Origin of the sequence: Streptomyces sp. NPDC006624 (genome assembly GCF_040611555.1) — a bacterium.
Classification (GTDB): domain Bacteria; phylum Actinomycetota; class Actinomycetes; order Streptomycetales; family Streptomycetaceae; genus Streptomyces.
Map to the genome: position 1 here is coordinate 316,895 of NZ_JBEXOM010000007.1, position 13,684 is coordinate 330,578.

At 71.7% G+C, this 13,684-nt stretch carries 13 protein-coding genes; 5 read left to right on the forward strand and 8 right to left on the reverse strand.

Annotation, left to right across the window (positions count from 1 at the left end; genetic code table 11):
- From purS to purL, 3 genes are read left to right on the forward strand one after another with little or no spacing between them, the layout of a single operon-like run.
- Positions 1 to 264: a phosphoribosylformylglycinamidine synthase subunit PurS gene (gene purS, locus ABZY20_RS16675; RefSeq protein WP_030251612.1), complete on the forward strand. Its 264-nt coding sequence runs from the start codon at positions 1 to 3 to the stop codon at positions 262 to 264.
- A complete protein-coding gene (gene purQ / locus ABZY20_RS16680) occupies positions 261 to 941 on the forward strand; it encodes a phosphoribosylformylglycinamidine synthase subunit PurQ (protein ID WP_356442190.1) in 681 nt (226 codons plus the stop codon). Before purS ends, purQ begins: the two co-directional genes overlap by 4 nt.
- Positions 938 to 3,196 carry a phosphoribosylformylglycinamidine synthase subunit PurL gene (gene purL, locus ABZY20_RS16685; protein ID WP_356442192.1) on the forward strand — a complete coding sequence of 753 codons (2,259 nt, stop codon included), beginning with the start codon at positions 938 to 940 and terminating at the stop codon, positions 3,194 to 3,196. Before purQ ends, purL begins: the two co-directional genes overlap by 4 nt.
- 250 nt (positions 3,197 to 3,446) lie before the next feature.
- On the opposite strand, the gene ABZY20_RS16690 is transcribed toward purL, so the two are convergent.
- The 8 genes from ABZY20_RS16690 to ABZY20_RS16725 form a co-directional block, all read right to left on the reverse strand.
- Entirely contained in the window at positions 3,447 to 4,292 is an 846-nt protein-coding gene (locus tag ABZY20_RS16690) for a nuclear transport factor 2 family protein (RefSeq protein ID WP_356442194.1), read from the reverse strand.
- Entirely contained in the window at positions 4,289 to 5,776 is a 1,488-nt protein-coding gene (locus ABZY20_RS16695; RefSeq protein ID WP_356442195.1) for an NAD(P)/FAD-dependent oxidoreductase, read from the reverse strand. Before ABZY20_RS16695 ends, ABZY20_RS16690 begins: the two co-directional genes overlap by 4 nt.
- Entirely contained in the window at positions 5,773 to 7,509 is a 1,737-nt protein-coding gene (locus ABZY20_RS16700) for an ABC transporter ATP-binding protein (protein ID WP_356442196.1), read from the reverse strand. Before ABZY20_RS16700 ends, ABZY20_RS16695 begins: the two co-directional genes overlap by 4 nt.
- Positions 7,506 to 8,261, reverse strand: a complete 756-nt coding sequence (locus ABZY20_RS16705; RefSeq protein WP_356442197.1) for a class I SAM-dependent methyltransferase — start codon at positions 8,259 to 8,261, stop codon at positions 7,506 to 7,508. The genes ABZY20_RS16700 and ABZY20_RS16705 overlap by 4 nt, the downstream gene beginning before the upstream one ends.
- Positions 8,262 to 8,321: 60 nt before the next feature.
- Positions 8,322 to 8,900, reverse strand: coding sequence for a hypothetical protein (locus ABZY20_RS16710; RefSeq protein WP_356442198.1), 579 nt, complete (start codon positions 8,898 to 8,900; stop codon positions 8,322 to 8,324).
- A gap of 6 nt (positions 8,901 to 8,906) precedes the next feature.
- The gene (locus tag ABZY20_RS16715; protein ID WP_356442199.1) at positions 8,907 to 10,577 is read right to left on the reverse strand and encodes an alpha/beta fold hydrolase; all 1,671 of its coding nucleotides are present in this window, start codon (positions 10,575 to 10,577) and stop codon (positions 8,907 to 8,909) included.
- 388 nt (positions 10,578 to 10,965) lie between these two features.
- Entirely contained in the window at positions 10,966 to 11,157 is a 192-nt protein-coding gene (locus tag ABZY20_RS16720) for a hypothetical protein (protein WP_356442200.1), read from the reverse strand.
- A 28-nt stretch (positions 11,158 to 11,185) separates the two neighbouring features.
- Positions 11,186 to 11,377 (reverse strand): hypothetical protein, encoded by a 192-nt coding sequence (locus ABZY20_RS16725; protein ID WP_356442202.1) that lies wholly within the window; start codon positions 11,375 to 11,377, stop codon positions 11,186 to 11,188.
- Between the two features lie 639 nt (positions 11,378 to 12,016).
- Between ABZY20_RS16725 and ABZY20_RS16730 the strand changes: the two genes are divergently transcribed.
- On the forward strand, positions 12,017 to 12,814 hold the full coding sequence (locus ABZY20_RS16730; protein ID WP_356442204.1) for a sterol carrier family protein: 798 nt from the start codon (positions 12,017 to 12,019) through the stop codon (positions 12,812 to 12,814).
- A 57-nt stretch (positions 12,815 to 12,871) separates the two neighbouring features.
- Positions 12,872 to 13,645, forward strand: a complete 774-nt coding sequence (locus ABZY20_RS16735) for an META domain-containing protein (protein WP_356442206.1) — start codon at positions 12,872 to 12,874, stop codon at positions 13,643 to 13,645.
- Positions 13,646 to 13,684 lie beyond the last annotated feature (39 nt).

Here is a 13,684-nt window from a genome sequence, read left to right on the forward strand (position 1 = left end):
GTGGCACGCGTCGTAGTCGACGTCATGCTCAAGCCGGAGATCCTCGACCCCCAGGGCCAGGCGGTGCAGCGCGCACTGCCGCGGCTGGGTTTCGACGGGATCTCGGACGTCCGCCAGGGAAAGCGTTTCGAACTGGAAGTTGACGGGCCGGTCGACGAGGCCGCCCTCGCCCGCATTCACGATCTTGCGGAGTCCTTCCTCGCGAACACCGTGATCGAGGACTTCACCGTCCGCGTCGAGGAAGTCGCGGAGGCCGTGAAGTGACCGCTCGTATTGGCGTCGTCACTTTTCCGGGGAGTCTGGACGACCGTGACACCCAGCGCGCGATCCGTGTCGCGGGTGCCGAGCCGGTCGCCCTGTGGCACAAGGACAAGGACCTCAAGCAGGTCGACGCCGTGGTGCTGTGCGGTGGTTTCTCCTACGGCGACTATCTGCGCGCCGGGGCCATCGCCCGTTTCTCGCCGGTGATGGAGCCCCTGCTGGAGCAGGCGAAGGCCGGTCTGCCGGTGCTCGGCATCTGCAACGGCTTCCAGATCCTCACCGAGGCGCACCTGCTCCCCGGCACGATGCTGCGCAACGACCACCTGCACTTCATCTGCCGTGACCAGAAGCTGCGCGTGGAGAACGCCGAGACCGCCTGGACCACCGACTACACGGCCGGCCAGGAGATCCACATCCCGCTGAAGAACAACGACGGGCAGTACGTCGCCGACGCGTACACGCTCGACCAGCTGGAGGCCGAGGGCCGGGTCGCCTTCCGGTACCTCGACTTCAACCCGAACGGCTCGCAGCGGGACATCGCCGGCGTCACCAACGAGGCCGGGAACGTGGTCGGCCTCATGCCGCACCCCGAGCACGCCGTCGAGCCGCTGATCGGCACCGGCCGCACCGACGGCCTCCCGTTCTTCACCTCGATCCTCAAGAAGCTGGTCAACGCATGAGCCGGACGCCTCTGGACACGGTCGAGCACGCGGCCGCGACCCCCGACGTCGAGCTGCCCTGGGCCGAACTGGGCCTGAAGAAGGACGAGTACGAGCGCGTGGTCGAGATCCTCGGCCGCCGGCCCACCGGGGCCGAACTCGCCATGTACTCGGTGATGTGGTCGGAGCACTGCTCGTACAAGAGCAGCAAGGTGCACCTGCGCCAGTTCGGCGAGAAGGCACCCGAGTCCGACGCCATGCTCGTCGGCATCGGCGAGAACGCCGGTGTCGTGGACGTCGGCCAGGGCTACGCGGTCACCTTCAAGGTCGAGTCGCACAACCACCCGTCGTACGTCGAGCCCTACCAGGGCGCGGCCACCGGTGTCGGCGGCATCGTCCGCGACATCATCGCCATGGGCGCCCGCCCGGTCGCGGTCGTCGACCCGCTGCGCTTCGGCGCCGCCGACCACCCCGACACCAAGCGCGTGCTGCCGGGCGTCGTCGCGGGCATCGGCGGCTACGGCAACTGCCTGGGCCTGCCCAACATCGGCGGCGAGGTCGTCTTCGACGCCTGCTACCAGGGCAACCCGCTGGTCAACGCCGGTGCCATCGGCGTCATGCGGCACGAGGACATCCACCTCGCGAAGGCCTCCGGCGCCGGCAACAAGGTCATCCTGTACGGGGCCCGCACCGGCGGCGACGGCATCGGCGGCGCCTCGATCCTGGCCTCCGAGACCTTCGACGACGCCAAGCCCTCGAAGCGCCCGGCCGTCCAGGTCGGCGACCCCTTCCAGGAGAAGCTCCTCATCGAGTGCACCCTGGAGGCCTTCAGGGAGAAGCTGGTCGTCGGCATCCAGGACCTGGGAGCCGCGGGCCTGTCCTGCGCGACCAGCGAACTGGCCTCGAACGGCTCCGGCGGCATGCGCGTCACCCTGGACGACGTCCCGCTGCGCGACTCCACGCTCTCGCCCGAGGAGATCCTCATGAGCGAGTCGCAGGAGCGCATGTGCGCGGTCGTCGAGCCGGAGAAGGTCGACCGCTTCCTGGAGATCTGCGAGAAGTGGGACGTCATCGCCACCGTCATCGGTGAGGTGACCGACGGCGACCGCCTGGAGATCTACTGGCACGGCGGCAAGATCGTCGATGTCGACCCGCGCACGGTCGCCCACGAGGGCCCGGTCTACGAGCGCCCCTACGCCCGCCCGTCCTGGCAGGACGAGCTGCAGGCCGACGACGCGAACAAGCTGCCCCGCCCGCAGACGTCCGAGGAGCTGAAGGACCAGGTCCTGAAGCTGGTCGGCTCCCCGAACCAGGCCTCCAAGTCCTGGATCACCAGCCAGTACGACCACTTCGTGCAGGGCAACACCGTCCTCGCCCAGCCCGAGGACTCCGGCATGATCCGCATCGACGAGGAGACCGGCCTCGGCGTGGCCATCGCCACCGACGGCAACGGCCGGTACGCCAAGCTCGACCCGTACCACGGCGCGCAGCTGGCCCTGGCGGAGGCGTACCGCAACGTCGCCACCACCGGCGCCAAGCCGCTGGCCGTCTCCGACTGCCTGAACTTCGGCTCGCCCGAGGACCCGGCGGTGATGTGGCAGTTCGCGGAGGCCGTGCGCGGTCTGGCGGACGCCTGCCAGCAGCTCGGCACGCCCGTGACCGGCGGCAACGTCTCCCTGTACAACCAGACGGGCGAGGCGGCCATCCACCCGACCCCGGTCGTCGCGGTCCTGGGCGTCATCGACGACGTCGCCCGCCGCACCCCGGTCGCCTTCCAGGAGGAGGGGCAGCTGCTCTACCTCCTCGGCGACACCCACGAGGAGTTCGGCGGCTCGGCCTGGTCGCAGGTCGTGCACGACCACCTCGGCGGCCTGCCGCCCAAGGTCGACCTGGAGCGGGAGCGGCTGCTCGCCGAGATCCTGATCTCCGCCTCCCGCGACGGCATGATCGACTCCGCGCACGACCTGTCCGACGGCGGTCTGATCCAGGCCGTGGTCGAGTCGGCGCTGCTCGGGGAGAAGGGCGCGCGCCTGATCGTCCCGGACGGGCTGGACGCGTTCACCTTCCTGTTCTCCGAGTCGGCGGGCCGCGCGGTCGTGGCCGTGCCGCGCTCCGAGGAGCTCCGCTTCACCGACATGTGCGGTGCGCGGGGCCTGCCGGCCACCCGTATCGGTGTCGTCGACGGCGACGCGGTCGAGGTGCAGGGCGAGTTCGCGCTCACCCTGGAGGAGCTGCGCACGGCCCACGAGGAGACGATCCCGGCGCTGCTGGCCTGAGGGTGCGGTCGCGCCGGGTGCGCGACCGCGTGTGACACGGCGAAACGCCCGGCCGGGGAAACCGGCCGGGCGTTTCCGTGTGCCTGTCCGGGGCCCGTCGCGGTGCCTGTCCGGGGTCCGTCGCGCCGGGAGGCTGGGCCGTTCCGCGGGGTGCGACCGCTCGTGACGGGGTGGAGTGCCCGGCCGGGGAGGGGTGGCCGGGCGTTCCCGCGTATCCGTCCGGGGTTCCGTCCCGGCGGCGGCCGGGAGGCTACGCCGCTCCGTGGCCCGGCTGGAGGGCGAAGCGGACCACGCGGACGCGGCCGTCCTCGGCGAACTCGCCGAAGGCCAGCACCTCCTGGAGCCGGTCCGGGTTCCCGTCCCGGCTGGTGAGGTAGTGCGCCGCGAAGCGGTTGCCCTCCCGCAGGGTCTCGCGGACGTCCACCGGATAGCGGTGCCCCCGCTTCCGCCCGTCCTCCAGGGACTTCAGCACGCCGCTGCGCTGCAGCACCTTCCCCCCGACCTGGTGCACCGCGTCGGGGGTGTGGAACCGGTCGTGGGCCTCGGCGACCGGGACCGCGGGGTCGTAGCCGGCGGCGTAGTACGCCCGCAGGTAGTGGGCCGGGTCCTGGGCGGGTGTGGGCTGCGTCCCGGGAGCGGGCGGGGGAGCCGGGGCGGTCCCCGGGGCGGGGCGGGCGCCGCTGTCGTAGGGCGCCCCGCCGCTCGACCAGCCGAGCCCGCTGGAGAAGAAGGCGGTCATCCGGGCCACCCGCCCGTCCTCGCCCATCTCGGCGAGGACCGCGGCCTCGGTGACGCTCTGCACCTTCCACACCATCGGCGTGCTCACCGTGTACCGGGCGGCCGCCCGGCGCCCCTCGGTGATCACCTCGTGCACGTGCAGCTCGTGCGGTGCCCGCAGGGAACGCCGGGAGCGGACCTCGCCGAGGATCTTCTTGCGGTCCCAGACACCGCCGTTGACCCGCAGGGTGCCCTCGGGCAGGTGGTAGCGGTCCCAGACCTCCTCGACCGGATCGGTTCCGTCGAAGGCGTCGGCGTAGTACGCGCGGAGGTACCCGGCGAAGTCCTCGGCGGCGGTGGGGCGGTCGGTGGTGCTCATGACGCTCTCCTGGGTGTCGTCTCGGTGGGGGGAACGCCGTCCTTCGGACGCAGGGACGGCGCCGTCGTGATGTGGAACTCGTCGCGGAGGGCCGCCCGGGCCGCCAGGTACCCGCACATGCCGTGGACGCTGGGGCCGGGCGGCGTCGACGCGGAACACAGGTACACGCCGGGCAGGGGGGTGCGGTGGGGATTCCAGGCGGGCAGCGGCCGGAACAGGGACTGCTTGAGGGTGAGGGCGCCCGCGCCGATGTCGCCGCCCGGGTAGTTCGGGTTGTACGACTCGTACGCGGCGGCCGGCACACCGCGCGCGGCGACGACCGTGTCGGCGAAGCCGGGAGCGTAGCGCTCGATGCGGCGCGTGATGAGGGGGACCGGGTCCCGGGTGTCCCCGTTCGGTACGTGGGCGTAGGCCCACACGGGGCGACGGCCGTCCACCGCGCGGGTGGGATCGGTCACGGCGGGGTCGACGACCAGCACGAACGGCTCGTCGGTGGGTTCGCCGCGGACGGCGGCGTTCTCCGCCGCGACCGTCTCGGCGCGGGTGCCGCCCAGGTGGACGGTCCCCGCCCGTCCCACCTCCGGGTCGGCCCAGGGGATCGGCTCGCTCACCAGGAAGTCGGCCTTCGCCGCGCCCGGACCGTAGCGGAAGCGGCGCAGCGCTCGCGCGTAGCGGGACGGCAGCCGGTCGCCCGCCAGGGCGAGCAGGCCGGTGGGAGCGGTGTCCAGCATGATCACCCGGGCGTCGAGTTCCGCCAGGTCGCCGATCCGGTGGCCGACGTGCACGACTCCGCCGTGCGCGGTCAGGTCGTCGGCCAGTGCCTCGGCGATGCGGATGCTGCCGCCTTCCGGCAGGGGCCAGCCGGTGGCGTGCGCCAGATGCCCGAGCAGCAGGGCGATGGCACCGGAGGGCAGGCTCGGCAGCCGGCCCACCGCGTGCGCGGCCACCCCGGTGAGCAGCGCGCGCGCCGCCGGGGTGCGCAGCCCGTTGCCGCGCAGGAGGTGGCCGAGGACCCGGGTGCCGAGCAGCAGGGGCGCCGCCGGGTCGCGGGGCAGGGAGCGCTGTCCGGAGAGCAGCAGGTCGGTCACGCTCCGGCTGTGCCGTACCAGCGGTGCCATCAGCCGGTGCCAGTGCCGCCCGTCCGGGCCGAGCCGGTCGCACGTCGTCGCGAGGTCGTGGTGGGCGAGCGCCGCGCTGCCGCCGTCCAGCGGATGGGCGTAGGCGATCGGGGGCCGCAGCAGCGCGACCCCGCGGGCGGGAAGGTCGAACTCCCGGAAGAACGCGGACGCGGCGGCCATCGGGTGCACGGCGGCGCACAGGTCGTGCCGTACCCGGGAGTCGAAGAGCGCCTCGCCGCGCAGGCCGCCGCCCGGCGTCGGGGCCTGCTCGTGCACGTGCACCGTCAGCCCGGCGCGGGCCATGGTGACGGCGGCGGCCAGACCGTTCGGCCCGCTGCCCACCACGGCGACGTCGACACGGGTCATGCAACCGCCTCTTCGGCCGCGAACTGCTGGAGCGCGAGCCGCCGGTACACCTCGTCGTCCTGGAGCAGCTGACGGTGCGTGCCGACCGCGCGCACCCGGCCCTCCTCCATCACGATGATGCGGTCCGCCTGCACGATGGTGGACAGCCGGTGCGCGATGGCCAGGACCGCGCACTCACGGGCCGCCTCGGTGATCGCGTCCCGCAGCGCCGCCTCGGTGTCGCTGTCCAGGTGCGCGGTGACCTCGTCCAGCAGGATCACCGCCGGCCGCTGCAGCAGCGTCCGGGCGATGGCCAGCCGCTGGCGCTGCCCGCCGGACAGCCCCGCGCCGCGCTCACCGAGTGCGGTGTCGAGCCCGTCGGGCAGCGCGTCCACGAAGTCCTCCAGATGGGCGAGGCGCAGCGCGCGGGCGATGCCGGCGGCATCGGCACCCGGATGGGCATAGGTCAGATTCTCCCGGATCGTCCCACGCAGCAGCGGTGCGTCCTGCTCCACGTACCCGACCAGCGACCGCAGTTCGGCCAGCGGCAGCCGCGTCACGTCCCGGCCCGCGACCCGGATCGTGCCCGAGTCCGCGGTGAGGAAACGCTCGATGAGCTGGAACGCCGTTGTTTTGCCCGCACCCGACGGGCCGACGATGGCGGTCAGGCCGCGCCTCGGGATCGTGAACGAGACGTCCTGGAGCACCGGGGCGCCCTCCCGGTAGGCGAAGCCCACCTCCTCGAAGCGGACCGCCGGCGCGTCGGCCGGGGTGCCGGACACGCCCGGTTCACCCGGCGCCGCCGCCTCCTCCGCCTCCTCCTCCTGGCGGATCGCCCCCAGCTCGGTGACTCGCTGGACGGCGGCGCGGCCCTGCTGGATCTGGCTGATCGAGATGAACAGCAGGACCAGCGGCGACACCAGATAGAAGAGGTACATGACGAACGAGGTCAGGTCGGCGGGCGACAGCGAGCCGGTGGCGACCCGGGCCATGCCCCAGGAGATGACGACGGCGAGCGAGAGCTGCGTGCCCACGTTCATCATCGGGTTGAGCAGCGACCCGTACGCCGTGACGCGGATGCCCGTGCGCCGGGCCCGGTCGGCCAGGGCGGCCAGTTCCTCGGTCTCCCGTTCCTCGGCGCGGGACGCCTTGACCGTGGTGAGGGCACCGAGCACCCGCTGCAGCCCGGAGCCGAACGCGCCGACGTTCTCCCGGTTCTGCAGGGCGGCCTTGCGCACCTGGCGGGCCAGCAGGAGCGCGCCGGCGCTGGCCGCGCCGAGACAGCCGACGGTCGTCAGCAGCAGTTTCCAGTCCAGCCTGGCCATCAGCAGCAGGCTGCCGGCCACCATGAACACGGAGGTCACCATCTGCGCCAGCGCCTGGGCGATGACCAGGCAGGCGATGGAGGTGTCCGACACGGTGCGGGCGAAGACGTCGCCGAGTTGCAGACGGGAGAAGTCCGGTATCCGGCTGCGCAGCAGACGGCCCCCGAGGAGGCGCCGGGTGTCGTACACGATGTTCTCGCCGGCGCGGCCGATCGCGTAGGCGTGTCCGGCGCTCAGCGCGGCGTCGGCGAGGAAGAACAGCGCGATGAGCGTGATGGGCCAGGCGATCGGCTCGTCCTGGGACACGGCCTTGATCAGCCGGCCCAGCATCCAGGGCTGTGCGAGCGTGGCCGCCGCTCCGGCCAGGCCCAGGACGATGCCGGTGATCAGCAGGGTCCGGTGGCGGCGGACGATGTCCCGGAGGTTCATGCCGGCTTGGTGCAGGTGGTGACGAACAGACCGGCCGCGGGGGAGTACGGGGTGCCCTGCCAGTCGCTGTGGTGCCCCTCGGGCTCCAGCCCGGCGTCCCGCGCGTAGCCCTCGACCTCGTCGGGCGTCAGCAGGCGCGCGGTCTCGGAGCCGATGCGGTGCGTGCCGTCGGCCTCGAACCACACCGTGGAGACCTGCCAGATCCGCTGGTCCATCAGGAGTGTGGCGTGCATCTGGATGCCGGTGTTGGGCTCCGGGTAGGGCGCGAAGAACGTCGTACGGGACAGGCCCTCGTGCTGGGCGACGATGCCGGGCCGGTTGTGCGTCTCGATCACCAGCCGGCCACCGGGACGCAGCAGCCGGGCGGCCCGGGCGACGACCGCGCGCTGCTCCTCCGGGTCGAGCACCAGCGCCAGTGTGGAGCACACGCAGTAGACCAGGCCGTACTGCCGGTCCCCCGTGTAGGTGCGGATGTCGCCGAGTTCGGCCGTGACCTCGCCTTCGTCCGCCTTCTTCTCCAGGGAGGCGAGCATCTCCGGCGAGGAGTCCACGCCGTGCACCGGACCCACGCGGTGCGACAGCGGCAGCGCGATCCGGCCGGTGCCGACACCGAACTCCAGCGTGCCCCAGGACGGATCGGGGTGGAATCGGGTCAGTGCCTCGACGGCGGTGCCGGTGGACGCGTCGTCCCGGAAGACGCGGTCGTACCAGCCCTCGAACTGCTTGCCGTAGCCGATGTCCGCGATCGTCACTGGTTCTCCGTTTCGTTGCTGGGGTCCGGTGCCGGTGTGGCGTCCGTCGGGCGGTGGCTGTCAGGCCGCCTTCAGGAAGCCGGGGGAGACCGGGTTCATCGCCTGGTAGGTGGAGACGTAGAGCACCTCGGGGTCCTCGGCGTCGTCGTGGCCGGCGGCGCGCACCACGGCGAACTGGAAGCCGCGTACCTGGGACACCTGCGCGGAGTCCCGGATCTGCCGCCGCACGAACTCGGCCAGGACGCGGAAGCCCGGGGAGTCCGTCGGGTCCTCACCCTTGGCGATGCTCTTGATGATGGCCGTGCAGATGTCGAACACGGCCTTCTCCGACCGGCGGGAGGCGAACCAGAAGGCCTGGCTCATCCTGCGGTGCTCGATCAGGTCGAGCTCCACCCACTCGGAGGTCCTGCGGCTGTCGTCGAGGGTGCGGTACAGGTAGTGGTAGTCGTGCGTCGCGGGGTTGGGCGCGAAGAACTTCCAGTTCGGGATCAGGGAGAACAGGTCCTTCGCCCGCGCGCGTTCGAACGCCGGGTGCGGATGCTGCGCGGCCAGCGTCGTCACGAGCAGTGCCGCGCCCGCCAGCCGGGTGACCGCGCCGGGGCCGGTGAAGGCGTCCTTCAGGAGTGCGGTGGGGTTCACGGTGGCTCACTCGCCTTTCCCGGCGGCTTCCCGCTCCGGGGCCGCGGCGGTCTGCGGGGCGGACGGCATGCAGTGCTGCTCGACGAACGCGGCCAGCCGGTCCGCGGCGGTCCGCGCGAAACGGGCGCTGGTCAGGATCGTGTCGTGGCCCGCTTGCTCCACGACGGTGACGTCCCCGGCGCTGCCCGCCGCCTGATGGGCGCGGACCAGGTCGTGGTACATCAGCAGCTGCTCGGGGTCCAGGTCCACGGTCAGCTGCGCAGCGATGACCAGACCGGGGGCCGGCACCGGTTCCAGGTCTCCCTCGAAGTGCTCGAACTCCTCGCGGACCACGTCCCACTCCCGGGCCGCCGCCGCCCACAGCCGGGCGTCGGTGTAGAGGGAGAAGACCTTGTCCCGGTAGGGGTACGGCAGCTCGTCCACCCAGCGCGGCCGTGTCATCAGCGCGCCGAAGCCGGCCTTCGTCCACCGCACCATCTCGTGGGTGGAGTCGGTGAAGAGCTCCATGCCCTTGCGCTGCTTGTCCGAACGCACGAGCTGGGCGGGGTGCGAGGGGTCCAGATAGACGACGCCCGCCACCCGGTCGCCGAGCTGTGCGACGGCCCGCCGGTTGAACTCGGCGCCCAGGGAGTGCCCGACGAGCACCACCTTGCGGTCGTCGGGAAGGGCCTGCCGGACGAGGTCCACCAGGTCGTCGACGGACTCCTGCAGCGTGTACGGAGCGGTGCGCACCCGGCGGCTCGGCCCGTACCCGGCGCGGGCGTAACTCACCACCGGCTGCTTGGAGTCGAAGGCGAGCCGCTCGATGATCCACGCGAAGTGCTCCGGGGTGGAGGCGAGGCCGTGGTTGAAGACCAGCACGGGGCGGTCGGGGTGGTCCCGGCCCCCGACGTCGTACGTCAGGACGTTGCCGCACCGCGTGGTGACGGTACGGGACTTCGGCCAGCCGGCCACGGCCCGGGCGCGCCGCTGGGTGGCCAGCACGCCGGCGGCCGTGACGCCCCCGGCCAGCAGGACGAGGGCGGTCTTCACCATCCGGTCGTCGCGGCCGGCGACCTCGGGAATGGTCCGCGGCGCGGTCGTGTACGCGATCATGGGGTGCATGGCCGGGAACGCGGTCATGAACCGCCCCAGCCCCATGACGAAGGCGTTGGCCACGTGGAACCCGGCGGCCGAGGCGATCATCGGCCGGGTCAGCCGGCCGCCGGCCAGGTAGACGACCGGGAAGAGGCACTCCATGGCGAGCACGGAGTGCTGCACGACCTTGCTGGCCCGCGGGTAGCGCTGCGTCAGCCGGTAGGCGGGCTCGAAGCCGTAGGTGCGGGTCCGCATGACGCCGGGCAGGGCGGAGCCGTCCCGCCATTTCGTGCCCGCCATCTTGGCCCAGCCGGACGCCGCGTACGACATGTTGGCCTGCAGGGCGAGGTACCACATCAGGGCGTCCTTGACCTGCGGGGCGGGCGCGAGCCGCGCGAGGCCGTTGACCGCCTGGACCTGCGTGGCGACCTGGTCCGAGCCGTCCGTGCCGTACCGGTGGCGGGCCTGCAGCAGGGTGGTGGTGGTGGCGAGGTAGAGGTTGCCCGCCGCCCGCCACTTGCCGTTCCCGGGCAGCAGCATGGCCGCGCTGCAGGCGACCCGGGTGGCGTGCAGGGCCAGGGTGGTTCTTCTGCCGCTCACGGCATGGGTGATTTTCTGCACGGCCGGAATCTTGCTTTCCGGCGTCTGCTTCATGATCTCCCAGTCATTGAGACCGCCCGGACCCAGATTCCGGTGCTGGTGGAGATATTCCAGGGAGGAAGAGAGGCTGGAAAGAGCGGCAAGTCGTTCGGAAATTCCGATCGCGCGGTCCCGGGACACAGGCACCGGTGAGAACAGCGCGGAAGCCATCTTCTTTATTCGCATCATACCCGGCTTTTCCTTGGTGTTGAACCTGCCGCCGGTAGGGTGGGAAGGCTGTCGGGCCGCGATTCCGGCGCGGCCCGACAGCTTTCCGGCGCCCCCTGCTGCGGAGCTTTCACAAGCCCGCGGTACCGATCAGCAGGTGGAGCTCAGTCGGGGCGTCCGCTCAGTCGTTGGCGCCCGCTTCGTACGCCTGGACGGTGACCCAGGCGACACCGGCGCCACCGGCGAAGCCGACGCCGAAAGCGACCAGGCCCGGGGTGGCCTGCACGGGCATCATCGCGCCGAACTCACCATGCGTCTCGTCCGTCAGCTCGGCCGGCGTGACGGCGGCGACGCTCTCGATGATCTTGCTCATTCCATCTCCTTGTGGGGGGTGTGGTGCTTCAGCCTTCGTTGCGGCCGGCGACGTAGGCGCCGACCACGGCACCGGCACCGGCGACGCCACCGGCGACGTACCAGCAGGTCGCCACGGCGGCCGGAGTGGCCAGGACCTGCAGGCCCGACTCGTCCTGGTAGCCGCCCTCGAGCGAACCGAGGTCCAGCTCGTTCATGAAGGCAGAGATCTTCTGCTCCACTCGCTTTTCTCCTGTCTGCTTTCTTGCTCCTTGTGTGGTGCTGCGCCCCGGATCGAGAAAGGCACCCGGGCCTGCCTGACGTACATCGCCAGGCAAGTCTGTGAAGGGCCCGTCATGGGTGATCAGCCGGTCACGGGCCAGGGGGTGGGGGAAACGGCCGGGCCGCGGTCGCGGATGTCCGCGGCGCTGAAAAAGCAGCGTGAATGGGAATGGGCTCGGCGCGTCCAAGCCGTAAGGCAATCCTTGGCCAGGAAGAACTGCTGAGCAAGGCCGATCCGGACGAAGATTTTCGTTTACACAATGTTCCGGCCATGCCGGCGGCGAGGCTGTGTCAAGCATGACGGACAACGAGCCCTTGAGTGCCTTTGTCTGGATTTTACTCTTTCTTGCCCGTCATTTGGGGCGCGATCAACTCGCGAAAGGGCCGGACGAAGGGCGCTCCGCTAACACGAAGCCGCGATCATCACAACGGGGCGAAACCGTCATATCGGCCGGACTTCCGCGCGTTGCCCCCGATGCGGCCGGTTTGGGCCAATGGCGCTATCTCGGCCCCGGAATGAGTCATTCCCGGGGTCGGACCCATGAAATGGAGCCAAATATTCCGATCGCGGCGCCGCCCCCGTCCCCTACGCTGCCGCCATGCCCCCGGCCAGGAAACGCACCCGCAGCTACGACCCCGCCAAGATCCGGGCGGCCGTCCTCGCCCAGTTCGGCAACGTACGGTCGGCCGCCGCCGGACTCACCCCGGACCGGCTCGCACTGCCCACCCGGCTGGGCGACTGGACGGTCCGGGAACTGCTCGCGCACATCGGGGCCGGCCTCGAAGCCGTCTCCCGGCTGATCGCCCTGCCGGAACCGGCCGCACAGGACGGCACGCTGCCCGACTGGCCCCTCGCCATCGCCGCCGACGCACCCGGCATCGCCGCGCACGCCCGCGAACTGGCGGAACACCACCCCGATCCGGCCGCCCACCTCGCCGCCGTCGAGGAACGCCTCACCGCCGACCTCGCCGCCCACCCCGGCACCCGGCTGCTGCCCACCAGCGCCGGCGCCCTGCCGCTGGCCGACTACCTGGTCACCCGCACCGTCGAACTCGTCGTCCACACCGACGACCTCAACGCCGCCGTCCCCGGCCTGGACGTCCCCCAGGACCGCCAGGCCCTGGCCGCCTGCACCCGGCTGCTGGCCGACGCGCTCGCCGCGAAGGCGCCGGGCGGCTCGACGGAGGTGCGGGTGCCGCCGTACGCGGTGGTGCAGTGCGTGGCGGGACCCCGGCACACCCGGGGCACCCCGCCCAACGTCGTCGAGACGGACCCGCTGACCTGGATCCGGCTGGCGACCGGGCGCCGGTCCTGGTCCGACGCCCTGCGGGACGCCGAGGTCACCGCCGGCGGGGAGCGGGCCGACCTGTCCCCCTATCTGCCCCTCATGGCATAGCGCGGACCCGGCGGCGACAAGGGGAACCGATCCCCCCGGGTGCCCCGTCGGAGTGACATGGACAGGCAGAAGCAGCGCATGACCCTGACGGCCGCCGCCGTGCTCGTCCCGCTCATGGCGGCCTGCGGCAGCGAGAAGGCGGACAGCGGCAGCGGCTCGGTCGGTGCCGGCAAGCCCGTGACCGGCGTGCGGTGGAGCGTGGACAGCGTCACCGCGGACGGCAGGACGCAGCAGGCACCCACCGGCGCCCACGTCACCCTCGAGGACGGCCGCGCCGAGGGCAGCCTCGGCTGCAACACCTTCAGCGCCGACGCGGAGGTGGAGGGCGACCGCATCCGCCTCGGCACCACCATGGCCACCGAGATGGCCTGCGAGAACCAGCCCATGGCCTTCGAGAAGTCGCTCGCACGCGCCCTCTCCGGCCAGCAGCTCACGGCGCGGACGCACGGCGACCGGCTCACCCTCACCACCGGCCGGGGCGACACCGTCCGCCTGACCAAGGCCCAGGACGTCAAGCTCGACGGCACCCGGTGGACCGTCACCACCCCGGACACCCGCAGCCGCGCCCACCTCACCTTCGACACGGACAAGGGCACCGTCTCCGGAAGCCTCGGCTGCAACAAGGTCAACGCCAGGGCCACGGTCCGCGACGGACATATCACCCTCGGCCCCCCGGCCACGACCCGAATGATGTGCGAAGACTCACTCATGACCGGCGAGAAGAAGCTGCTGCGGCTTTTCGACGGGAAGCTGACCTACGGAGTCGATCACCGGACGCTGACGCTGACCAGCGAAAACGGCACGAGCGTGCGAGCGGTCGCCGCGCGGTGATCCACCGGAAAGTCCGGTATCCCCAATTCGGACCAGTGG

Coding starts and splice junctions, on each gene's coding strand:
- ABZY20_RS16735 (WP_356442206.1), top strand. CDS start 12,872: ATGGACAGGCAGAAGCAGCGCATGACCCTGACGGCCGCCGCCGTGCTC.
- ABZY20_RS16730 (WP_356442204.1), top strand. CDS start 12,017: ATGCCCCCGGCCAGGAAACGCACCCGCAGCTACGACCCCGCCAAGATC.
- ABZY20_RS16690 (WP_356442194.1), bottom strand. CDS start 4,292: ATGAGCACCACCGACCGCCCCACCGCCGCCGAGGACTTCGCCGGGTAC.
- ABZY20_RS16720 (WP_356442200.1), bottom strand. CDS start 11,157: ATGAGCAAGATCATCGAGAGCGTCGCCGCCGTCACGCCGGCCGAGCTG.
- purL (WP_356442192.1), top strand. CDS start 938: ATGAGCCGGACGCCTCTGGACACGGTCGAGCACGCGGCCGCGACCCCC.
- ABZY20_RS16695 (WP_356442195.1), bottom strand. CDS start 5,776: ATGACCCGTGTCGACGTCGCCGTGGTGGGCAGCGGGCCGAACGGTCTG.
- ABZY20_RS16700 (WP_356442196.1), bottom strand. CDS start 7,509: ATGAACCTCCGGGACATCGTCCGCCGCCACCGGACCCTGCTGATCACC.